Genomic DNA, 22,150 nt, shown 5'->3' with positions numbered 1-22,150 from the left:
TTTCCCTGCCGGGATATGCGCGTTTTGCGCCGCAAGCTCAGGCTTTAGCCATGGCGGGACATGACCTTGCCCTCAAATGCCGCCCGGGCGGCCACCTGCCCCATCAGGGCGTCAAAGCTCTCCGGCGTGAGGGACTGGGCGCCGTCGCATTTCGCCTCTTTTGGGTTATTGTGTACCTCGATCATCAATCCGTCCGCCCCGGCGGCGATGGCGGCGCGGCTTAAGGGTTCGACCATCCAGGCGATGCCGGCGGCGTGGCTGGGGTCGATCACCACCGGCAGGTGGCTCTGGCGCTTGAGCAGCGGCACGGCGGAGATGTCCAGGGTATTGCGCACCATGGTCTCAAAGGTGCGGATGCCCCGTTCGCACAGGATCACGTTGGGGTTGCCGCCGGCCATGATGTATTCCGCGCTCATTAAAAATTCCTCAATGGTGCTGGAGAGGCCGCGCTTGAGCAGGATGGGTTTGCGGGTCTTGCCCAGCTCTTTGAGCAGGCGGAAGTTTTGCATATTGCGCGCGCCCACCTGCAAGACGTCCACATCCTCAAAATCTTCGATCTGGGTCTCGCTCATGATCTCGGTGACGATGGGCAGCCCGGTCATCTTTTTGGCGGCCAGCAGCAGCTTTAGCCCATCGTTCTCCATGCCCTGAAAGGAGTAGGGGGAGGTGCGGGGCTTAAATGCGCCGCCGCGCAGGAAAGCCGCGCCGCTTTGTTTGACGCTTTTGGCGATGGTGGTCAGCTGCGCCTCGCTCTCAATAGAGCAGGGCCCGGCGATAACGCTGAAAAAGCCCTGACCGATCTTGACGCCACCCACATCGACCACCGTATCCTCAGGATGGAAGCGGCGGTTGGCGGCCTTGTAGGGCTCGGAGATGCGGCGCACGTCGGAAACGATCTCGTTGGCCAAAAGAGAATCGGTATCCACCTTGGAGGTATCGCCGATCAGGCCGATGATGGTGGTTTCATCGCCTTTGGAGTAATTAGCCTTCAGGCCCCAGGCGTCGATGGTATGCAAAAGAGAATCGATCTTGGCTTTTTGTGCATCCTTTTTCAGTATGACGATCATGTTCATCCGCTCCTTTAGGTAAAATAAGAATTAAAAAAGCAGCCTTTGTTATCAAAGGCTGCGCTTTATCGAAATATCCTTATGCCTGCGCTACACTTTAGACAACAAAAACGGACCTGCCCCAATCGGTAAACAGGTAATAATAATATCCGTATTTCGTTGCCCAAACGGCATTGTTCATCAATACAAACCTCTTTTTCAAATGGAATGGCACATCTGTTTAGTGGCATTGTAGACCTGCAGCGCGCGGTTTGTCAAGTAAAATTTCCCGCCCGGCACGGGCCGAATGGGCGTAAAGTGGCGTTCACGGTTTGTTTACACAGATATTCTTGCATTTTGTCCTAATTTGAGTATATTTAGAATAGGATGATTTATTGACCGGGACAACCCCGGGCATCAAATATAAGGGAGTGCGGAATATGGCTTTTTTTGACAAGTTGGGCGAGACGATCTCCAGCAAGAGTAAAGAAGTGGCGCAAAAGGCGAAGGACTTAACGGATGTGACCAAGCTGAGCGCGCAGATCAGCGCGGAGGAAAAGACGATCAACGAGCTGTATTTTAAGATCGGCAAGGCTTATTATGAAAGCCATTGCGATGGCCCGGTGGAACCGGCGTTTGAAGAGCTGTTTGGCCAGGTGGAAAGCGCCCGGCAGCGCATCACCCAGACGCGTGAGCAGATCAGGGAGATAAAAGGCGTGCGCCTTTGCCCGGGGTGCGGTAAGGAGATCGGCGACGACGTGGCTTTTTGCCCCAACTGCGGGCATAAAAACGAGGTGCCCCAGCCCGAGGATGCACAGGCGCAGGCCGAGGCGGCGGACGTATGCCCCAACTGCGGCGCACAGCTGATGGAAGACTCCGCCTTTTGCGTACAGTGCGGCACCCGCGTGCGGCCCGAATAAGGAGGAAACAGGCGATGACGCTCTACAGCAAATGGTCACTGGGTAAAAATATCATGTTTATCGCAGGCATTGTACTGCTGATCTGCACATTCATACCATGGTACACGATAAACCTTTCCGATATGTCCAGCGGGCTTTCCCGCTATGGCAGCTATAGCTACAGCGGCGCGGATCTGGAGGATATTCTGGGCGCCTTTGGAAAAGGGGCCAATCATTACAGCGGCGCGGCGATGGCCAGCGTGTGCAACATGTTCCGCTTTCTGGTGCTGGTCTTTCTGGCATACCCGGTCGTGTGCCTGTTTACGCGCAACTATAATAAGTTGATGTGCAGCCTGAGCGCCGTGGCCATACCGGTGACGATCGCCATCCTGCTGGTGATGGGTTTTCGCTATTTTAACGTAGCGGCCTGGTTGGCCTTTGCGGCCTCGCTGGCGTTCTTTGTAGGTGCGGTAATGGCCGAGCCTGATTATGGCCGCCCGCAGCCCGCGGGGAACGCACCCGCAGGCATGCCCGCAGAAGGGGATGTGCCGCTGGCCACAGAAGTGCAGGATAGGCCCGAGGGTGCTGGCGAAGCTGAGGCACCTGTAGAGCAGACGCAGGCTGAAGGCGTTGCGCCGGCCGAAGCGGCCGTGCCGGATACGGCCCCGCAACTGGGGGAGGAAACAGTACCCCCTGCCGAAGAAGTCGTGACCGAAGTGCCCGTACAGCCAGAGAAAGAGGCAGCTGCGCCTGCGGCAGAGCCCGCCCCGGCGGTGGATGCGCCTGCGGCAGAAACCGTCCCGCAGCCCGAACCCGAGCCGGACGCACAGCCCGCGTTTTGTATCCATTGCGGCAGCGCGCTGGTGCCGGGGGCCAAGTTCTGCGGTTCCTGCGGCGCAAAGGTCGAGTAGTATCGCGCTTTATTGCATGAGTAAGAGCCGGCAAAAACTGCCGGCTCTTTTTTAGGAGGAAACGATGTTGTTTGAGGGCGTGCATCATGTCGCGATCATCGCGTCGGACTATCAGGCCTCGCGCCATTTTTACGTAGACCTGTTGGGCTTTGAAGTTTTGGGCGAACACTATCAAAAAGGCCGGGATAGCTATAAGCTGGATCTGAGGGCAGGCAACTGCGCCATTGAGCTGTTCGCCTTTCCCAAAGCCCCGCCGCGGCCAACTTACCCGGAGGCCAGGGGTTTGCGGCACCTGTGTTTTTGCGTAAGGGATGTGGCGCAGACGGTGAAAGAATTATCAGCAAAAGGCATCTGCTGCGAGCCGGTACGCGAGGATGAATACAGCGGCGGGCGGTTTACTTTTTTTATGGATCCGGATGGCTTGCCGCTGGAGATCCATGAGGCCTGAACAATCAAATAAAAAGCGGGGCGCAGCGGCCCCGCTTTTTTTATGTTGTTAACCGTTATGGCCCTTTTTATGCCGGTAGAACCAGTAGCCGCCACCGGCGCCAGCGGCCAGGATCAGCAAGATCACAACGGCTGCGCCAGCGCCATTGCCAGAGGCGCCATCCACATTGGCGGATGCGGATAAAAGCGCCATCGTTGGCGATTGAGATGCGGCTGGTGTGGGCGTAGGGCTGGGCGAGGGTGTGGGCGTGGGAGTAGGTGTAGGTGTAGGCGAAGGCGTGGGGGTGGGCGTAGGCTCGGGGGTAGGCGCGGGCGTGGGGACCGGCGTTGCCTTGGGGGTAGCTTTGGACTTTGTACTGCCGGAGGACGTGCCCTGCTTGCTGGAATTGGATGAGCTGCCCGAATTACCGCCCGAACTGCCGGAGCCTCCGCTGGAGGAACCGTAATCCCCGTAGGGGCATACGCCGCCGGGGTGGTCGTGCGCCGGGTGGCCGTGGTGATAGTGGTAGCCGCCGTTTTTACGGTCATGGTGGCCGCCGTTGGCATCGGTCCTGCCGGAGTGGGCCAGCCCGCTGGGGACTAGCAACACCAGGGCCAAGAGAAACGTGAGCAGTGCGCATAGGATCTTTCGGAACATGTTAACTCCCTCTCTCGATATGTTATGAACAGCACGCCGCTGTTGGAGAACGAGGCTTAAAGATGGGGCATGAAAAATCAGAAACTGGGGAAAACGCAAACAAAAGCGTAAAACGTGTTTTGAGATGATTGTATGTATAAATAACGTATATATACATAAGATATATTCGGATGATAAATCTGTCAAGTAGGGGCGAAAAAGCGGGGAGAAAAAGGCTATCCCGGCACGGATATGCGGCGAAATATGCTATACTTGAAGGGATCTAAGGTGAAAAGAGGGTGTAACGGTGGAACATTATGAGCTGTTCTCCGCGCGGTTTGCCTTTTGCTCCCTGCGGCAGGAGGATGCGCAGGATGTATACGCCTTGACTGGGAACGCCCAGGTGGCGCGGTACATGGCCTTTAGCGCCCATACAGATTTGGAACAGGCCCGGGCGTTGATCGAGCAGTATAACGCAGGCGCTGGCCAGGGGTTTGCCCTGCGGGAGCGGGAAGGCGGAGACTTTATAGGCGTATTTGCACTGAAAGAGGCCAAGGTCCCGGGCCGGCGGGATATCAGCATCTTTCTCGCGCCAAGTTGGTGGGGAAAGGGCTGCGCCGGCGAGGTATTCGCCTGGGCTATAGGTTATGCCGCCCGGGCGGGCATCGCTCAGTTGGCGGCGCACGTGGCAGCCGGCAATACCGCCAGCCGCAGGGCGCTGGAGAGAAATGGCTTTATCCTGCACGAAGTGCTGCCCATCGAGGGGCTTGCGGGCGGACTTTGCGTCTATCTGCGGATCTTGGCGGCGGATTATACCTGGATACCGGATTATCTCAAGGCCAAAAAGGGCGTGACATGGGATTTTAAGGTGGAGTGGCAGTGGGAGCGGTACAAGATCGGGGAAAAGCTGTTTGCCGCGCTGTGCAAAAACAAGGCGGGTCAGCCTATCGTTTCGCTCAAGTGCGAGCCGGAGGTCAGCTTGCTGCTGCAGGGCGAATATCCCGGCATTCAGCCCGGGTATTACTGCGATAAAAAGCACTGGATCTCGATTCGTTTAGATGGCTCTGTGCCGGATACGGTGATCAAACAGCGGCTGGATACGGCATATACGCTGGTGCTGCACAAGCTGCCGAAAAAGCGCCAAGAACAGATTCTGGGTTAGTCGTGCCTTGCACCAACATAGCCTAGGCGGTATAATAAATATACTGCCGCTTGGGAGGAGAGAGGCGCCTTTTGGAGAAGATCGCCGCCAAAAGTATCATTTCGCGGGCACAAAGCCCCGCATGGTTCGGCGTAGATTACAACATGAATATCTACCGGGGGTGCAACCACGGCTGCATCTATTGCGACAGCCGCAGCGCCTGTTACGGGATCGAGCGGTTCGATACCGTGCGCGCCAAGCGGGATGCGCTCTGGCTGATCGATCGGGAGCTGGCCGCTAAGCAGAAAAAGGGCGTGGTCGCCACCGGATCGATGAGCGACCCGTATAATCCTTATGAAAAACAGGAACAGTTGACTCGCGGTGCGTTGGAGATATTGGCGCGGCGGCGCTTTGGCGTGGCCATCGCTACCAAAGGGACACTGATCGTACGGGACATTCCCCTTTTGCAGCAAATTAGGGCGCACGCGCCGGTGCTGTGCAAGCTGACGATCACCGCGGCGGACGACGCGCTTTCGCAAAAGGTAGAGCCGGGCGCGCCGCCGTCTTGCGCGCGCTTTGAGGCGCTGCATGCGCTGCGCCAGGCGGGGCTGTACGCGGGGATCTTGCTGATGCCGGTGCTGCCCTTTATAGAGGATAACCAGGAGAATATCGGTACCATCATTTCCCTGGCGGCGCAGGCAGGGGCCAACTTTATCTATCCCGCCTTTGGCATGACCCTGCGCCAGGGCCAGCGCGAGTATTATTACGCGCAGCTGGACGCGCGCTTTCCCGGCCTGCGCGGCCGGTATGTGCGCCGGTTCGGCGCTCAGTATGAGTGCGCCAGCCCGCGTGCAAAGACACTGTGGCAGTTTTTTAAAAAGCAATGCGATGCGGCGGGCATCGCCTACCGCATGGATGAGATCGTTAGACAATACCGCAGCGGCTACCATGCCGAGCAGACCGCGCTGCTTTAGAAGGGCGCGCAAATGGACTTAGAGGGGGAGGAAATACCATGGATACTACGGGCAACGCGACGCGCAAGACTTCGGAGCTGATCCGCCGGTTTGCGCCGTATTTTAAAAAGTACAAATGGGTGCTGGTGCTGGATCTGTTCTGCGCCTCGCTGACCACGGTATGCGAGCTGGTGCTGCCGCTGATCGTGCGCTTTATTACCGGCAAGGGGATGGAGGATATGGCCAGCCTGACGGTGCAGGTCATCCTGTCGGTGGGGGCGCTGTATCTGGTGCTGCGCATTATCGATACCGTGGCCAACTACTACATGGCCTCGGTGGGGCACGTGATGGGCGCGCGCATTGAGACCGATATGCGCCGGGATCTTTTTGGCCACCTGCAAAGGCTGTCCTACAATTATTATGACCATACCAAGATCGGCCAGATCATGGCCCGCATTACCAGCGACCTGTTCGACGTGACGGAGTTTGCCCACCACTGCCCGGAGGAGTTCTTTATCGCCGGGCTTAAGATCGCGGTATCCTTCGCTATTCTGGGCTCGATCTACATGCCGCTGACGCTGATCATCTTTGCGGTGCTGCCGCTGATGCTCTTGGCGGCCATGTTCTTTAACAAGCGGATGCGCCGGGCCTTTAAGCGCTCGCGCAACCAGATCGGCGAGCTCAACGCCCAGGTGGAGGACAGCCTGCTGGGCGTGCGGGTGGTCAAATCCTTCACGAACGAGGAGCTGGAGAAGGAAAAGTTCCGGGAGGGGAACCAGGGCTTTTTAAATATCAAAAAGCAGATGTACCGCTACATGGCGCTGTTCCAATCCAGCACGCGGCTGTTCGATGGGCTGATGTACATCACCGTGGTGGTGGCCGGCGCGCTGTTTATGATCTATGGCAAGATCACGGCGGCGGATTTTATGGCCTATCTGCTTTACGTCACGACCCTGCTCACCTCCATCCGCCGCATCGTGGAGTTTACCGAGCAGTTCCAGCGGGGCATGACGGGGATCGAGCGCTTTTTGGAGATCATGGACGCGCCGGTGGATATCGAGGATAAGCCGGGCGCGCGGGCGCTGGGGCAGGTCAAGGGGGCTATCGCCTTTGACCATGTCAGCTTCCACTATGTCGGCGAGGAGGAGATGGTGTTAAAGGACATCGTCCTTCAGGTCTCCCCGGGCGAAAATGTGGCGCTGGTAGGCCCTTCCGGCGGAGGCAAGACCACGCTTTGCAACCTGATCCCCCGGTTTTACGATGTAACGGGCGGGCGCGTGCTGATCGATGGGCAGGATGTGCGAGACGTAACCCTGCAATCCCTGCGGGCGCAGATCGGCGTGGTGCAGCAGGAGGTCTATCTGTTTGCCGGCTCGGTCTACGATAATATCGCCTACGGCAGGCCGGGCGCCAGCCGGGAGGACGTGATCCGCGCGGCCAAGCAGGCCGGCGCGCACGAGTTTATCACCCAGCTTTCCCAGGGGTATGACACCGATGTGGGCGAGCGGGGCGTAAGGCTTAGCGGCGGGCAAAAGCAGCGCATTTCCATCGCCCGGGTATTCCTCAAAAATCCGCCGGTATTGATCCTGGACGAGGCCACCAGCGCCCTTGATAATGAGAGCGAGCGGCTGGTGCAGCGCTCGCTGGAGGAGTTGGCCAAGGGCCGCACCACCTTTACCATTGCCCACCGGCTGACCACCATCCGCAACGCAACGCTGATCCTGGTGCTGACGGAGGATGGTATTGCCGAGCGGGGCACCCATGAGGAGCTGATGGCGCGCCAGGGGCTGTATTTTGAGCTGTACAGCATGTATACCGAAAAGGAGCGCCAGGGGGAAGCGCATTTTTAAGGCGCATGCGCTCGCTTTTCAAATCCGCAGATCGGTGGTAAGATAAGGCGGTAAAGGAAGGTGATGCGACAGTGGAAATTTTGGCTGAAAACGTATGCGATCTTACGGCCGAGCTGTATGGCCAGGCCGTGCGCAAAAGCGTAAAGGGCTGGTACAAATGGCTTTGCTATATCCTGGGCGGGATATTGATCGTAGCGGCCTCCCTGCTGATGGGGCTGGGCATCGCGATGGGCAGCACAGCATCCATCCTCGAGGCGGTATTCTTTTTGCTGATCGGCATTTTCGTGTTCGTATGGGTGTGCGCGCTCTTCCCGCGGGTGATGGCCAAGCGGGGCTATAAGCAGATGCTGGCGCTCAACAGCGGCAAGCCGATCCGAAAGACCACTTATTTTTATGCGGACGAGGTGGAGGTACTCTCCAGCAACGGCGCCCGGGCGCGCCTGCAGTATGCCAACGTCAAGCGGGTGTACGGAACCGAGCGATTGATCATTGCCGAGTTTGAGGGCAATGTGGCAGTGCTGCTGGATAAAACGGGCTTTGTCAAAGGCTCACCGGAACAGGCCCAGGCGCTGCTGGAATCCCGTAAGCAATAAGCGCAAGACGCAAAAAGGCCCCGGCATTTTGCCGGGGCTTTTGCTTAGCTGCAATTTTGCGCCTATTCATACCGCCTGTCGATAATGCGCACGCTCTTTTTCTCGCTGCGGGGCAGCTCGCCGATGGCGTGGCCGCGGGCGCTGATCTTAATGCCGATGCGGCTCTTGAAAAAGTGGATGACCTGCTGCTCCAGGCTTTCGGCCACCACGCCGGGATCCATCTCAAAATTGAGCAGCATCTCATCCCGGCCGTTTACATGATCCACAAACACCTGATATTCGCTGGAAACGCCTTCCACATCCCGCAGCAGCTCATCGATCTGCCCGGGGTAGATGTTGACGCCCTTGACTTTGATCATATCGTCCGTGCGGCCGATGATCCTGTCGTGCCGGGGATAGGGCAGCCCGCAGGGGCACTGCCCCGGCAGCAGACGGGTCATATCATGGGTGCGGTAGCGGATCAGCGGCGCGCCCTCTTTGCACAGGGTGGTGATGACCAGCTCGCCGTATTTGCCATCCGGTACCGGCTCCAGCGTCTGGGGATCGATGATCTCAAAATAGAGGTAATCGTCCCAATAGTGCAGGCCGCTATGCAAAGAGCAATCGATGGAGATGCCGGGGCCGTATACCTCGGTCAGCCCGTAAATGTCGTAGATCTCGATGCCCAGCTCGTTTACGATGCGGGCGCGCATCTTATCGCCCCAGCGCTCGGAGCCGATGATGCCCTTGCGCAGGCAGATATGATCCTTCATGCCGCGGGCTTGCACCTGCTCGGCCAGCAGCAGCGCGTAAGAGGAGGTGCTGGCCAGCACGGTGCTTTTCAGGTCCACCATCATCTTGAGCTGCTTTTCGGTGTTGCCCGGCCCCATGGGGATGGCCATGGCCCCCAGCTTCTCGCAGCCGTTTTGAAAGCCGATGCCCGCGGTCCACAGCCCATAACCCGGGGTGATCTGGATGCGATCCTGCCGGGTGATGCCCGCTACCTCATAGCAGCGCTTGAACATCTCGCCCCATACGTCCACATCGTTTGCGGTGTAGGGGATGATGATGGGCTGCCCCGTGGTGCCGGAGGAGGAGTGGATGCGCACCACCTCTTCGTCCGGCACTGCCTGCAGGCCCAGCGGATAGACCTCCCGCAAATCGCCCTTGTTGGAGAGGGGCAGTTTGCGGATATCCTCAGGGGTCTTAATATCCGCAGCTTCGATCCCGGCAAACATTTTTTGATAAAAAGGACTGTTTTTCAGCACATAGTCCAGCTGTTTTTTGAATTTTTTAAACTGCAATTCTGTCATCATTTTGCTTACCTCCCGGCCTGCAGATATTGGTATCCGCTTTCCAACGCCTGCAAGTTGATCTCTTTAAAACGGGCGGGCACGCTCTGGGCGAGCACCTGGCGCATATACTCCAGGTCAAAGTCCAGCAGGCCGCAGGCGATACAGGCGCCCAGCAGCACGGTATTGCCCGCCTTGGCGGAGCCGGCGCGCAGCGCCAGCTCGTCCGCTGGCACAAAGAGCGCGTCCGGCGCGTGCGCCTGCAGCGCCGCGAGGATGGCCTCTTTTTCATAGGGTGCGGCGCCAAGGGCGCTGGTCACCGGCACGATGGTGCGCTGGTTGACGATCACCCGGCCGCCCGGCTTTAAAAAGGGGAGGCAGCGCACGGCCTCGGCTATTTCAAAGGCGATCAGCGTATCCGCGCCGCCCGGGGGGATCAGCGCGCCCTTATCCTGGCTTTCGATGCGCACATGGCTGACCACGCAGCCGCCCCGCTGGGCCATGCCGATGGTCTCCGCCGTGCGCACGAACTGGCCCCTGCCCATGGCGGCCTGGGCGATCAGGCGGGAGGCCAGCACCGTCCCCTGGCCGCCTACGCCGCAGATCAGTATATCGTTTGCTTTTGTTTGCTGGGCCATATTATGCATCCTCCTTTTTGCCGATCGCGCCGGTGGGGCAAACCTGGGCGCACAGGCTGCAGCCATAACACAGCCCGCCGTCGATACGCACCTTTTTCCCATCCGGGAAGATGGCCGGGCAGCCGATCTCGCGGATGCATTTTTTGCAGCCCACGCACTTGTCGGCATTTACGGCCATGGTGTAGCTAGCCTTGTTCAGCGCGATGCAGGGGCTTTTGAAAATGATGACCGATACGCCCTTGTGTGCGTTGGCCCGGCGCACCACGTCTACAGCCTGCTCAAGATTTAGCGGATCTGCCGTTTCCACAAACGCTGCGCCGCAGGCCCTGCACAGCCCGGCGATGTCGATGCCGGGCTTGACTTTCCCCATCATGGTGTTGCCCGTGCCGGGGTGGGGCTGGTGCCCGGTCATAGCGGTGGTGGAATTATCCAGGATGACGATGTTGACGTCCGCCTCGTTATACACGGCGTTGGCCAGGCCGGTAATACCGCTGTGGAAGAAGGTGGAATCCCCAATAAAGGCGAAGTGCGCCCCATCTTCCACGTGGCTTAGTCCCTGGGCAATGGTTACCCCGGCGCCCATGCAAAGGCAGGTATCCGTCATATCCAGCGGCTTTGCGTTGCCTAGGGTGTAACAGCCGATATCGCCGGAGAATACCGCCTTTTGCCCCTGCATGGCCTGCTTGACCGCGTAAAAGGAGGCCCGGTGCGGGCAGCCCGCACAAAGCACCGGCGGGCGGGTGGGCAGCGGCGGCAGCGCTATAGCCGCGCCCTCAGGCGCCGCCCAGCCGCCAAAGGCGGCAAAGGCCTTTTGCAGCATGGGGACGGAATACTCGCCCGCGTAGGGCATGTGGCCGGTGCGCTTGCCCAGCAACTTAAACGGAAGGGCGTACTTGCCCTTGAGGCGATAAAGCGCCTCCTCGATCACCGGGTCCAGCTCCTCGGCCACCAGCACTTTTTGCACACCTTCAAGCGCCTGCAAAGCGAAATCTTTAGGGAAGGGTACTGCGCAGCCCAGCTTGACCAGGCGCAGACTGTGCCCAGAGGCGGCCAACGCCTCCTTGGCGTACCCGTAAGCCGCGCCGGAAGCGAATACCGCCAAAGGCCCATCGCCCTCTACACGGTTATAGGGACTGGCGGAAAACTGCCGGGCGATCTCCAGGTTCTTGCCTTCCAGCTCGGTATGTTTGCGGTAAGAGAGCGGGGGGAAGATCACCCACTTGGGATCTTTCACAAACCCCTCCACCGGATGGCATTCGTTCTGCTCGGGCAGTTCAATACTGGCGCAGGCGTGGCAGATGCGGGTGGTAGGCCGCAGCAATACCGGCAGGCCCATCTGCTCGCTTAAGGCAAAGGCGTCCTGCGTCATGGCATAGGCCTCCTCAGGCGTGGAGGGATCGAACACCGGCAGCTTGGAGAAAATGCCGTAATGCCGGGTGTCCTGCTCGGTCTGCGAGGAGATGGGGCCCGGGTCGTCCGCCACCAGGATGACCATGCCCCCTTTGACGCCGATGTAGCTTAGGCACATCAGCGGGTCGCCCGCCACGTTCAGCCCCATCTGTTTCATGGTCACCAGTACCCGCGCGCCGGCATAGGCTGCGCCGCCGCCTACCTCCATGGCCACCTTTTCGTTGATGGACCATTCCACATACGTATCTTTTTCTCGTATCTTGGCCACGGTCTCCAGCACCTCTGTCGAGGGGGTGCCGGGGTAACCGCACACCAGGTTGACCCCGCAATTTACGGCAGCGTAGGCGATGGCCTCGTTGCCCATCAGTAGCTTTTTCAATCTCCTTACCCCTTTTGCTTTCACGCTTTTTTCCAACAAATAAGCCCACCCCTGTATCAAGGGTGAGCTTTTAATCTCACGGTACCACCTTGCTTCGGTATGGGATGCGTCAATAAAACGCCTCTTGCGCCGCGCTTACGTATGGGAAACCAGTCATTTCCCTTCCCTGTAACGGGGGATACCGCCGCAGGATACCCGGCTTTCGCTTTCCCCTGCGGGCCTCCAGGGCCCATTTAAACGGTGCGTTCCTTACGGGCTTTCAGCCTAAGACCCGTTTCTCTTTCAAGACTGCCGCCGCTTTTAATTCCCTGTCATTGGCATAGACTTTTATGGACGCCTCTATTTTAGTCCATTCGTCGAATTCTGTCAACACTGGCTTGATGGCAAGGCCAGTGCGGCAGGGGAACATTATGGATTTTATCGGTATTATAGATTATAATAAAGGTACGCTAACAGACGATATCGGTAAAGAAATGGGGGAGAGAAATGGCATATGATCCAAAGCCCATGGATACGCGGGATGTGGCCCTGGGCGGTACACTTTGCCGGGCGATAGAAGATGTGGCGCGCAATATTCACGAGGTCTGGGCCCAGGGCCGCATGGCCGAGGGGTGGCGGTATGGGCCGGAATACGATGGGGAGAGAAAACTGCACCCCAGTTTGATCCCCTATGAGCAATTGCCCGAGAGCGAGAAGGATGTAGATCGGGCAACGGTGACCCAAACGGTCAAAATGCTGCTTAAGATGGGCTATGAAATTAAAAAGAAGGAGGATGGCGATGGGGGAGCGTTTTAACCTTGCCGTCGGGGGCGAGCTGCCAGATGACCCAAAACTCCGCCGGCAGATCGATGATTTTACCGGACAGCTGAGGGCTTGCCTGGCGCGCAAAGGAGAGGCCGCCAGCCAGATCGAAATGCTGGCAAGCCCGGCTTTTACCAGCCCGGCATGGGGTCAGGCGGCCGCGCTTGGCGGCTTTACACTGCACGCCTGCCGCCTGCTGGATGAGGACAGCCCCTATCTGGACCAATGCCGCACGTGCGTGAACTTTGACAGCGGGGTACGCAGCATTGCGGCAGAGTGGCTGTGCGACCAGGCGGACCTGGTGCTGCTGGTCTGGAACGAGGAGGCGGCCCAGTGCGCGGGCACAACCTGGGAGCTGATGCAGACGGCGCACCGAAAAAAGACGCCCTGTGTTTGGCTTTCCTCCGCCAGCGGCCGGATGTATTGGGCGCTGGAGACCTATTACGCCCCGTATTCGCCGGTTCGCCTGCAGGCGCTTTGCGATGGATTGGATGCTGGCCCTGTGGCCCCCAGTACTTATGCGCCCAAACGTTCGCCGCTCATCGCCCTTGGCAGCCGCTGGCAGGCGCGCTTTTTAAAAAAGCACCGCGCGCAGTCCTCCGCCATGCCGGCGCAGCAGGATGGAGCGCTTAAACAAGATTATACCTTTGCGGGCGAATCACCGGCCCAAAAGCAGGTCCACGAGGGGTTGTTGGCCGCATTTGAGCGGTTCGACCGGCCGGCGCTGGAGCTAAGCGCGCGGTACCGGGCCACGATCTACTGGCGGGCGATCCTGCCGTTTATCACGACGGCGTTTCTGGCGGTGGGCTTTTACGCGGAAACCCTACTGGGTTACCTCTACCTCCCCTCTGGCATGGCGATCAGCCCGTGGTCCATCGTAGCGGGCGTGGGCTTTTTGGCCCACGCGCTGCTGAATCTGTATGTCTATGTGCTCTCGCGCAGCAAAAGCGTGCGTTCCTGGCACCTGGGCTTTTTAAAAGACCGGTTTTTGGCAGAAGTTCTGCGAGTACTGACGCACTTTATGCCCTTTGGGGTGGGATTGGACCTGCGGCGGCTATGCGGCGCAAACGCGGGCGTATATGCTCTGGCGCGCAAGATCGTGCGGGGCGTTGAGCCCTGCTCCGCCCATCTGGACCAGGTGGCGGCGCGGGAACTGGTCGCCAGCGCGGCGCAGATGGTGGAAGACCAGCTTGCCTATAACAGCCAGGCGGCTGCGCGCTACCGCCGGGTGGCCGATAATCTGCAAAAATGGGCCAAATGGGCCTTTATTGCCGGGTTTACGTTGGTGCTGCTGCGCGGGCTGCTACAGTTTTTTATCGTCTATATCCCCATGGAGGGGGTAAATAACGGCATATCCGCCGCCAGCTTTATCAAATCCTTTGCCAATATGCTGGCGTTGATGCTGCCCGCTTGGGCGGCCTACTTTACCTCTAAGCTGGGCCAATGCAACTATGCTTACCTGGCGCAGAACCATGAGCGGGCCGTAGCGCGCCTGAGCCAGGAGCGCGCGCGGCTAGAGGAGCTGGCGGCGCTTAACCAGATTCCGGTGGATATTTTGACCGCCATGATCAGCGAGCTGGCCGAATCCATGCTGGTGCAGGATACGGCCGCCTGGTATGACCAGATCGCGGCGGCATCCGTTACCAAACTATGACGGGAGGGGAGAACGATGCCTTACGATATTTTTATCAGCTACCGGCGGGTTGGGGGAGAGTATACCGCCAAGATCCTGCACGATAAACTGACCCAGCGGGGCTATCGGGTATTTTTTGATGTGGAATCCCTGCGTTCGGGCGAGTTCAACCGCCGGCTTTTTTCGGTGATCGACGAATGTACGGATTTTTTGCTGGTGCTTTCGCCCGGCAGCCTGGACCGGTGCGGCGATCCGCAGGACTGGGTGCGCCAGGAACTGGCCTACGCCATAGCACAGAAAAAGAATATCATCCCGGTGATGCTGCGCAACTTTTCCTTCCCCGTAACGTTGCCCCAAGAGATCGACGCGGTGCGCTGGTGCAACGGTCTGGAAGCCTCGGCTGAATTTTTTGACGCGTTTTTGGAAAAGTTGATCGAGTTTTTTAAGGCACCTGCCCCGAAACGCAAGAAAAAGAGGTGGCTGCTGGCGCTGGTGTGCGTGCTGACGGCGCTGGCTGTGGCCGCGGGCATATGGTGGGGGATGCAGCGCACCGCCCGCGCCCCGGCTGAGACAGGGAACGGGCAGCCTTTGCCCTCGGTGCAGGTTGCGCAGGCCTCGCCTTCGGCGCCTGCGGTGCCGGAAGGGATGCGGTTGTACGAAGATGAGCGGCTCTCTTTTTGCTATCCGGAGCAGTGGCTGCTGGCGCAAAAGGATGCCGAGGGAAACCCGCTCTACCGCGGCAAAGTGGACGGGGCGGCGTACGAATTTCAGATCGCCGACGTATCAGACGACCTGACGGTAGCCATTGAAAAATACACCTATGGCTGTATCAGCGTCCCCATCGTCAACGCCGGGGCCTTTGGTACCGAGCAGATCGGCGGCTATACGGTGGTGATGACCGGGGCGCTGTACCAGGGTGAGGATGGCGCTACGCGGGAGATGATGATCGCCTGCGCGGACAATGGCCATACCCGCGTTGCGATGGAGCTGTTTTATGGAGAGGGCGCCGATGCCCGCACGATGCTGACCCAGATTCTGGAAACGCTTATTATAAAATAATACTTGAGCGCCGGATCACTTCAAACGACAAAAAGGGACGCGATCGCGTCCCTTTTTGAATATCCGCTTTGGTTTACTGGGGCAGATCGAACCCGGGGTTGAAGGCATAGAAATTGCGCGCGTCCAGGTTATCCTGGGCGATGCGCAGCGCCTCGCCAAACCGCTGGAAGTGCACGATCTCCCGCTCGCGCAAAAAGCGGATGGGGTCACATACATCCGGATCGTCGATCAGGCGAAGGATATTATCGTAGGTGGTGCGCGCCTTTTGCTCGGCCGCCATGTCCTCCATCAGGTCGGTAATAATATCGCCCTTTGACTGGAAGTAAGCGCTGGTAAAGGCATCGCCAGAGGCGGCTTGCGGCCATACGCCGTTGGTATGGTCCACAAAATACGTGTCAAAGCCGGCGGCCTTGATCTCGTCAATGGTTAAATTGCGCGTCAGCTGATAGATGATCGCCCCCACCATCTCCAGGTGGGCCAGCTCTTCGGTGCCAATATCGTTGAGCACGCCGGTCACCTGCCGGTAAGGGGAAGCATAGCGCTGAGAAAGATAGCGCATGGAGGCGGAAAGCTCTCCGTCCGGCCCGCCGAACTGGGTGATGATCACCTTGGCCAGCGCCGGATTGGGGCGGCTGATCTTTACCGGGTGCTGCAAACGTTTTTCATAGATCCACATCGTCCTTACGCCTCCTTTTCCCAGGGCCAGGGCGTTTGCGCCCAGGTCCAGCACTGCGTGTTGTACACCAGGTCCGCCGTAAGCGGGCCGAATTGCTGGGCATATTGCTGCAAAAGGTTTAGCCGGGCATCCCGGTGCTGCTCATAAAAGCGCAGCGCCTCCTGGTCGTCGGGGTGGGTATTGAGGTAGAGCTTGACGTCATCCACGGCAAAGCTCGCCTGATCGATCTGCTCTAATAGCGCTTCACGGCACATGGATTGACACCTCCTTTACCCAAAAAGGGCAGGTCCAGTTCGCTAAAAATAGTCCCGCGGGCAAGCGCCTGGGCATCGTCGTAGATGGCCCGCCACTGCTGCCAGGGTACATAAGCCATACCGATGGGCAGTCCGCCAAGATCGCGTGAATCACGCTTTAAATAACGCATCAAAGTGAGACAACTCCTTTCTGCCTAAGCTTGAAGGCTACATGAGCAATATATGCACTGTGGATACTGCCGGTGCATGCTGGTGGATATGAAACGGGGCTGCATAGATATATTTCCAGCCCTGCGCCAGAGGATGTTGACGGGTTTAGTAAAGCGCGGTACGATGGGTTTAACGAGTTTGCAGCCTGAGAGGAGATGGAAGCGAAATGGCGATCATGATCAAAGGCGGGACGATCCTGTCCGGCGGAGAGAAACGCGAAAATCCGGGGCTTTTCCTGAAAGATGGAAAGATTGCCGGGCCAGCGCAGGCCGAACCCGCCCGGATATTGGACGCGGGGGGCGGCTATATCCTCCCTGGATTGGTGGATATCCATACCCATGGCGCTTTAGGACGGGATTTTACCGAAGGGACGCAAACGGCGTTTGATACCATCACCCGTTTTGCCGTGCGCCACGGGGTCACCTCTCAGGTGGCGACGCTGTTTACCATGCCCATGGCGCAGATCCTGCGCTGTATCCAATTTGCCAGGGGCTACCGGCGCCACCCCCAGGGCGCGCAAATATTGGGCCTGCATTTAGAGGGGCCTTTCATCAGCCCGGAGCGCTGCGGCGCGCAGGCCAGCGATGCGGTGCTGCCCATTGCGCCCGAAACCTACGCCCCGCTGCTGGCGCAGGCCGATGCGATACGGATGATCACCCTCTCGCCGCACTGCGCGCAGGCAGAGCAGATGGTGCGGGCGTTTTGCCAGCGGGGCGTTAAGGTGGCCGGCGGACACGACGACGGTTATGAGCCCATGATCGCCAAATGCTTTGACACGGGGATGCGCCACGCCGTACACCTGTTTTGCGCCATGAGCAGCGCGCGCTTCCGCCAGGGAGAAAAGGTCGCAGGCCTGACCGAGATGGCCCTGCTGGACGACCGGGTGAGCGTGGAGCTGATCGCGGACCGGGCGCATACCACCCCGGCGCTGATCGCCCTGGCCTGTAAATGTAAGCCAGCCGATAAGGTCTGCCTGGTATCGGATATGCTCAGCGTGGGCGGCCTGCCCCCGCAGGAGGAGCCGTACAGCATCCGCATCCCGGGGGTCGAAAAGGCGCTGGAGGTGGAGATCGGCCCGCGCTCGGCCAAGCTGGCGGGCAGCAACCATAATGCCGGCGGCATCACGGCGCTGGATAGGATGCTGCGCAATATGGTGGAGGATGGGGTTCCGCTGGAGGCGGCGGCGCGCATGGCTACCGAGAACCCGGCCCTGGCCATCGGCGCCCGACAAAAGGGAAGGATAGAGCAGGGCTTGGACGCGGATATCTGTATATTGGATCAGGACCTGCAGGTGCGCTATACGATTATCGCAGGCGAGGTCGTCTATCAAAAGGAGGTATAGAAGGATGGATCAGAAACTGTTGGCGGTACTCAATATCCCGGAGGAAGAACTGGGCAAGGGAAGCCCTATCGCCCTTGAAGTGGTGCAGGATGACGAAATGATGTGCCAGACCATGGCGGAGGAGATCCTGGCGCTGGTGCGCGAGAATAACGCGGCCGGGCGGCATACGGTATTCATCTGGCCGGTGGGCCCGGTAGGGCAGTATGCGCCGCTGGCCAGGCGCATCAATGCTGAACGTATCGACTTTAAAAATGTGCATGTATTCCAGATGGACGAATACCTGGATGACGATCTTGATTCCATCCCTGAGGATCATCCGCTGAGCTTTACCGGCTTTCTCAAGCGGTTTTTCCAGTCGATCGATCCGGAGCTGCGTCCCGCGCCGGAGCAGCACCACATCCCCACCCGGGGACGGGAAGCGGAGAATTGGACGGAGATTCAGCGCCTGGGCGGGGTGGATATGGCGGTGGGCGGCATCGGCATCAACGGCCATATTGCCTTTAACGAGCCGCCCGAGCCGGGCGAATCCATCAGCGATGCGGCCTTTAAGGCCCTGGGCACGCGGGTGCTGCGCATCAGCCGGGAGACCCGTACCATCAACGGCTTTACCGGCGCGCGCGGCGCGATCGACCTGATCCCGCAATACTGCATCACCATTGGCATGAAGGAGATCCTCTCGGCCAAAAAGATCCGCTTTTATTGCAACCGGGAATGGCAGTGCGGCATCGTGCGCAAGATTTTGCATGGGGAGGTCAGCTGCCATGTGCCAGCCTCTTTCTTCCAGCAGCATCCGGACGCCAAGCTGACGGTAACAAGGCAGGTGGCGCGCGTCCCAATGGGGGCACTGCGCTGAATACGGCTTATAAGGCGGACCCAAGAGGCTGGGCCCGCCTTTTTCTCTCTATAGGCAAGGGGCGCAAGATACGGTATAATGATAAAAGGCCTCGTGCCTTAGGAGGGATGCTATTTGCAAAAGAAGATCACGCTGTATGATACGACGCTGCGCGAGGGCGCGCAGGGCGAGGGCGCGGCGTTTACCGTTAAGGATAAGCTGAAGATCGTAGGGCTGTTGGATGAGGCGGGCGTGCCCTATATCGAATGCGGCAACCCCGGCTCTAACCCCAAGGACCGCGATTTTTACGCGGCCGCCGCCAAGCTGAAGCTGCGCCAGGCCCGGCTGGTAGCTTTTGGGGCGACCTGCCGCCTGGGCTCAAGCCCGGAGCAGGATGAGAACCTGAAGGCGCTGCTGGCGGCCAATACGCCGGCGGTGGCGGTATTTGGCAAGTGCTGGGATTTTCATGTAACGGATATCCTGCGGGCTACCCTGGAGGAGAACTTGAAGATCATATCGGATACCGTTGCCTACCTGAAGGCCAACGGGCGGGAAGTGATCTTTGACGCGGAGCACTTTTTTGACGGGTACAAACATAACCCGGATTATGCTCTTGCCGCCCTGCGCGCTGCCGCGCAAGCCGGGGCGGACTGGGTATGCCTTTGCGATACCAATGGCGGCAGTTTTCCCCACGAGATCGGGCCCGCGGTACGCGCGGCCTGCGGCGCGGTAGACTGTCCGGTGGGCATCCACTGCCATGATGATACCGGCATGGCGCAGGCCGATACCGTTGAGGCGGTGCGCGCCGGGGCTACGATGGCGCAGGGTACGCTTTGCGGGCTGGGGGAGCGCTGCGGCAATACCGACCTTTGGGTGATGGCGGCAAACCTGCAGGTAAAGCTGGGCTATCCCTGCCTGCCGGAGAGCAGCATTACCCGCCTGGCCGCGTTGGCTCAGCTCTCGGCAGAGACGATGAACATTACGCTCTACTCGGGCAGCCCCTATGTGGGGCGCAATGCCTTTGCCCACAAGGCGGGCATGCATATCGATGCGGTCAAGAAGGATCCCCGCTCTTTCGAGCACGTCCCGCCGGAGGCGGTTGGGGCTAAACGCCAGTTTTTGCTCTCCGAGATATCGGGTCGTATGGCAGTCTTGCAGCGCGCCAGGCAGATATTGCCGGAGCTGACCAAGGACTCGCCCGAGACCCGGAATATATTAAGCGAGCTGAAGGCCCTTGAGAACCGCGGCTATCAGTTCGAAGGGGCGGACGCCTCTTTTGAGCTTTTGGTGCGGCGGATGACCGGGCTGGGGCACACCTATTTTGATCTAAAGGGCTTTAAAGTCATCATCAATGAACCGGCGCTGGATGGCCATGTGGCCAGCGCTATGGTAGAGATCGCCGTAAACGGCGAGGAGGAGATTTCCGCCGCGGTGGGAAACGGCCCTGTAAACGCGCTGGATAAGGCGGCGCGCAGGGCGCTGGAGCGTTTTTACCCCAGCCTGAAGACCATGCATTTAAGCGATTTTAAGGTGCGGGTGCTGGACTCCAGCGATACCACGGCCGCGCTGGTGCGCGTAATCATCGAATCCAGCGACGAGACCGGCAGCTGGACCACCATCGGCGTATCCTCGGACGTGATCGAGGCCAGCTGGCAGGCGCTGGTGGATTCGCTGGAATATAAGCTGCTGCGCGACCAGGCACAGCCCCAGGCGGGGGAATGACGGCAATAAGAAAGAGCAGACCGGCATGGCTGGCCTGCTCTTTTTTTTAGTTTGCCGACGGCGTTAACGGTTGCGCAGCGGATCCTCCCGATAGTCGCGGTAACGCTTGGCCACCACGCCACCCAGGGCCAGCACGCCCAGCAGGTTGGGGATGACCATAAAGCCGTTGAACATATCCGAAAGCGTCCATACCAGATCGACCTTGAGGCAGGAGCCCAGCACGATAAAGCCCACCACCAGCAATGAGTAGAATTTGACCGCCCTTTGCCCGAACAGGTAACGGATGTTGGCTTGTCCAAAAAAGTACCACCCTACAATGGTGGAGAAGGCGAAAAAGAGCAGACAGATGGCGATAAAGATATTGCCCGCCTGTCCCAGCACGCTGGAAAAGGCCACCTGCGTCAGCGCGGTGCCGGTCTGCCCGCTGCCCAGAGCCCCGGTGGTCAAAATGGTCAGCGCCGTGAGGGTGAGCACCACAAAGGTATCCATAAAAACACCCATCATGGCCACGATACCCTGATCGCAGGGGTGCTTGACCTTGGCGATGGCGTGGGCATGGGGGGTAGAACCCATACCGGCCTCGTTGGAGAAGAGGCCGCGCGCCACGCCAAAGCGCACCGCCTCTTTAATGGTGATACCCAAAGCGCCGCCCATTACGGCCTGGGGGTTAAAGGCGCCGATGAAGATGGATTGGAATGCCGGGCCGATCTGCTGGTAGTTGACCCCGACCACCACCAGCGAACCCAGGATGTATAGCAGCGCCATAAAGGGCACGATCTTCTCCGTTACCGAGGCGATGCGCCCCACGCCGCCCATAAAGATAAAGGCGGCCACAGCGGCCACAGCCAGCCCCACGCACCAGGCGGGGATGTTGAAGGCGGTGGAGAAGGCCTCGCCGATGGAATTGGCCTGCACCATATTGCCCATGAACCCCAGCGCCAAAATGATCAGCACGGCGAAAAGGGCGGCTAAAAATTTGCCGAAGCGTCCGCGAAAGGCCGCTTTGATGTAGTAGACCGGCCCGCCAACCACCTCGCCGTCCACCGTGGTTTTATACTCCTGGGCCAGCGTGGCCTCAGAAAAGATGGTCGCCATGCCGAAAAAGGCGCTGACCCACATCCAGAATACCGCACCCGGCCCACCGGATACGATGGCCGTGGCCGCGCCGGCAATGTTGCCGGTACCGATCTGCGCGGCGATGGCCGTGGCCAGCGCCTGGAAAGAGCTCATCCCATCCCGGCCCGCCTTGTCGCCCCGCAGGCGGATATTGCCAAAGGTGGCCTTAAAGCTATCCTTAAACTTCGCGATCTGGATGAACTTAAGCCGGAAGGTAAAATAGATCCCCGTGCCGCAAAGGAGGATGAGCAGCACCCAATCCCACAATACGATATTGATCCCGTTTACTACCTGCATCACAGCGTCCAACGATACCCCTCCTGATAAAAAATTAACAAACAGTTCCTATTG

General features: G+C 59.0%; 22 protein-coding genes. 13 read left to right on the top strand and 9 right to left on the bottom strand.

Features of this window, described 5'->3' with window-relative positions; translation table 11 throughout:
• Positions 1–44: 44 nt before the first annotated feature.
• The gene (gene aroF / locus H8699_RS01380; protein WP_249284144.1) at positions 45–1,067 is read right to left on the bottom strand and encodes a 3-deoxy-7-phosphoheptulonate synthase; all 1,023 of its coding nucleotides are present in this window, start codon (positions 1,065–1,067) and stop codon (positions 45–47) included.
• Positions 1,068–1,486: 419 nt separating this feature from the next.
• Here aroF and H8699_RS01375 point away from each other — a divergent pair, with 419 nt between their 5' ends.
• The 3 genes from H8699_RS01375 (at position 1,487) to gloA2 (ending at position 3,304) form a co-directional block, all read left to right on the top strand.
• Positions 1,487–1,966, top strand: coding sequence for a zinc ribbon domain-containing protein (locus tag H8699_RS01375; RefSeq protein WP_249284143.1), 480 nt, complete (start codon positions 1,487–1,489; stop codon positions 1,964–1,966).
• Between the two features lie 14 nt (positions 1,967–1,980).
• A complete protein-coding gene (locus H8699_RS01370; RefSeq protein ID WP_249284142.1) occupies positions 1,981–2,856 on the top strand; it encodes a zinc ribbon domain-containing protein in 876 nt (291 codons plus the stop codon).
• 64 nt (positions 2,857–2,920) lie between these two features.
• Positions 2,921–3,304, top strand: coding sequence for an SMU1112c/YaeR family gloxylase I-like metalloprotein (gloA2, locus tag H8699_RS01365; protein ID WP_249284141.1), 384 nt, complete (start codon positions 2,921–2,923; stop codon positions 3,302–3,304).
• Positions 3,305–3,352: 48 nt separating this feature from the next.
• Here the strand turns inward: gloA2 and H8699_RS01360 are convergent, their stop codons facing one another.
• Positions 3,353–3,940 carry a YHYH domain-containing protein gene (locus tag H8699_RS01360; RefSeq protein WP_249284140.1) on the bottom strand — a complete coding sequence of 196 codons (588 nt, stop codon included), beginning with the start codon at positions 3,938–3,940 and terminating at the stop codon, positions 3,353–3,355.
• 286 nt (positions 3,941–4,226) lie between these two features.
• Here H8699_RS01360 and H8699_RS01355 point away from each other — a divergent pair, with 286 nt between their 5' ends.
• From H8699_RS01355 to H8699_RS01340, 4 genes are all read left to right on the top strand, one after another.
• Positions 4,227–5,081, top strand: coding sequence for a GNAT family N-acetyltransferase (locus tag H8699_RS01355; protein WP_249284139.1), 855 nt, complete (start codon positions 4,227–4,229; stop codon positions 5,079–5,081).
• A 71-nt stretch (positions 5,082–5,152) separates the two neighbouring features.
• A complete protein-coding gene (locus H8699_RS01350) occupies positions 5,153–6,034 on the top strand; it encodes an SPL family radical SAM protein (RefSeq protein WP_249284138.1) in 882 nt (293 codons plus the stop codon).
• 38 nt (positions 6,035–6,072) lie between these two features.
• A complete protein-coding gene (locus H8699_RS01345) occupies positions 6,073–7,863 on the top strand; it encodes an ABC transporter ATP-binding protein (RefSeq protein ID WP_249284137.1) in 1,791 nt (596 codons plus the stop codon).
• A gap of 71 nt (positions 7,864–7,934) precedes the next feature.
• The gene (locus tag H8699_RS01340; protein ID WP_249284136.1) at positions 7,935–8,456 is read left to right on the top strand and encodes a hypothetical protein; all 522 of its coding nucleotides are present in this window, start codon (positions 7,935–7,937) and stop codon (positions 8,454–8,456) included.
• Positions 8,457–8,518: 62 nt separating this feature from the next.
• Here the strand turns inward: H8699_RS01340 and H8699_RS01335 are convergent, their stop codons facing one another.
• Genes H8699_RS01335 through iorA form a run of 3 tightly spaced genes read right to left on the bottom strand, consistent with a single transcriptional unit; the run spans position 8,519 to position 12,139 of the window.
• Positions 8,519–9,748 carry a phenylacetate--CoA ligase family protein gene (locus H8699_RS01335; RefSeq protein WP_249284713.1) on the bottom strand — a complete coding sequence of 410 codons (1,230 nt, stop codon included), beginning with the start codon at positions 9,746–9,748 and terminating at the stop codon, positions 8,519–8,521.
• An 8-nt stretch (positions 9,749–9,756) separates the two neighbouring features.
• Entirely contained in the window at positions 9,757–10,365 is a 609-nt protein-coding gene (locus H8699_RS01330) for an indolepyruvate oxidoreductase subunit beta (RefSeq protein WP_249284135.1), read from the bottom strand.
• Between the two features lies 1 nt (position 10,366).
• Positions 10,367–12,139: an indolepyruvate ferredoxin oxidoreductase subunit alpha gene (gene iorA, locus H8699_RS01325; protein ID WP_249284712.1), complete on the bottom strand. Its 1,773-nt coding sequence runs from the start codon at positions 12,137–12,139 to the stop codon at positions 10,367–10,369.
• 501 nt (positions 12,140–12,640) lie between these two features.
• Here iorA and H8699_RS01320 point away from each other — a divergent pair.
• Genes H8699_RS01320 through H8699_RS01310 form a run of 3 tightly spaced genes read left to right on the top strand, consistent with a single transcriptional unit; the run spans position 12,641 to position 15,647 of the window.
• On the top strand, positions 12,641–12,949 hold the full coding sequence (locus tag H8699_RS01320; RefSeq protein ID WP_249284134.1) for a RyR domain-containing protein: 309 nt from the start codon (positions 12,641–12,643) through the stop codon (positions 12,947–12,949).
• The gene (locus H8699_RS01315) at positions 12,933–14,609 is read left to right on the top strand and encodes a hypothetical protein (RefSeq protein ID WP_249284133.1); all 1,677 of its coding nucleotides are present in this window, start codon (positions 12,933–12,935) and stop codon (positions 14,607–14,609) included. The genes H8699_RS01320 and H8699_RS01315 overlap by 17 nt, the downstream gene beginning before the upstream one ends.
• A 15-nt stretch (positions 14,610–14,624) precedes the next feature.
• The gene (locus H8699_RS01310; RefSeq protein WP_249284132.1) at positions 14,625–15,647 is read left to right on the top strand and encodes a toll/interleukin-1 receptor domain-containing protein; all 1,023 of its coding nucleotides are present in this window, start codon (positions 14,625–14,627) and stop codon (positions 15,645–15,647) included.
• Positions 15,648–15,720: 73 nt separating this feature from the next.
• Here H8699_RS01310 and H8699_RS01305 read toward each other — a convergent pair whose 3' ends face one another.
• From H8699_RS01305 to H8699_RS01295, 3 genes are read right to left on the bottom strand one after another with little or no spacing between them, the layout of a single operon-like run.
• Positions 15,721–16,323, bottom strand: coding sequence for a manganese catalase family protein (locus H8699_RS01305; protein WP_249284131.1), 603 nt, complete (start codon positions 16,321–16,323; stop codon positions 15,721–15,723).
• A 5-nt stretch (positions 16,324–16,328) separates the two neighbouring features.
• A complete protein-coding gene (locus H8699_RS01300) occupies positions 16,329–16,577 on the bottom strand; it encodes a spore coat protein CotJB (RefSeq protein ID WP_138295393.1) in 249 nt (82 codons plus the stop codon).
• Positions 16,556–16,747: a spore coat associated protein CotJA gene (locus H8699_RS01295; RefSeq protein WP_147518273.1), complete on the bottom strand. Its 192-nt coding sequence runs from the start codon at positions 16,745–16,747 to the stop codon at positions 16,556–16,558. Before H8699_RS01295 ends, H8699_RS01300 begins: the two co-directional genes overlap by 22 nt.
• A 206-nt stretch (positions 16,748–16,953) precedes the next feature.
• Between H8699_RS01295 and H8699_RS01290 the strand changes: the two genes are divergently transcribed.
• The 3 genes from H8699_RS01290 to cimA all read left to right on the top strand — a co-directional run bounded on the left by H8699_RS01290 (position 16,954) and on the right by cimA (position 20,683).
• Complete coding sequence (locus H8699_RS01290) at positions 16,954–18,129, top strand: N-acetylglucosamine-6-phosphate deacetylase (RefSeq protein ID WP_249284130.1); 1,176 nt, start codon at positions 16,954–16,956, stop codon at positions 18,127–18,129.
• Between the two features lie 4 nt (positions 18,130–18,133).
• Positions 18,134–18,982 (top strand): sugar phosphate isomerase family, encoded by an 849-nt coding sequence (locus H8699_RS01285; protein WP_249284129.1) that lies wholly within the window; start codon positions 18,134–18,136, stop codon positions 18,980–18,982.
• A gap of 114 nt (positions 18,983–19,096) precedes the next feature.
• A complete protein-coding gene (cimA, locus tag H8699_RS01280; RefSeq protein ID WP_249284128.1) occupies positions 19,097–20,683 on the top strand; it encodes a citramalate synthase in 1,587 nt (528 codons plus the stop codon).
• Between the two features lie 63 nt (positions 20,684–20,746).
• Here the strand turns inward: cimA and H8699_RS01275 are convergent, their stop codons facing one another.
• On the bottom strand, positions 20,747–22,108 hold the full coding sequence (locus H8699_RS01275; RefSeq protein WP_249284127.1) for an alanine/glycine:cation symporter family protein: 1,362 nt from the start codon (positions 22,106–22,108) through the stop codon (positions 20,747–20,749).
• Positions 22,109–22,150 lie beyond the last annotated feature (42 nt).

This window comes from Luoshenia tenuis (assembly GCF_014384745.1).
Classification (GTDB): Bacteria; Bacillota; Clostridia; order Christensenellales.
The sequence above is the reverse complement of the archived record's forward strand: the minus strand, read 5'-3'. Positions and strand labels throughout refer to the sequence as shown.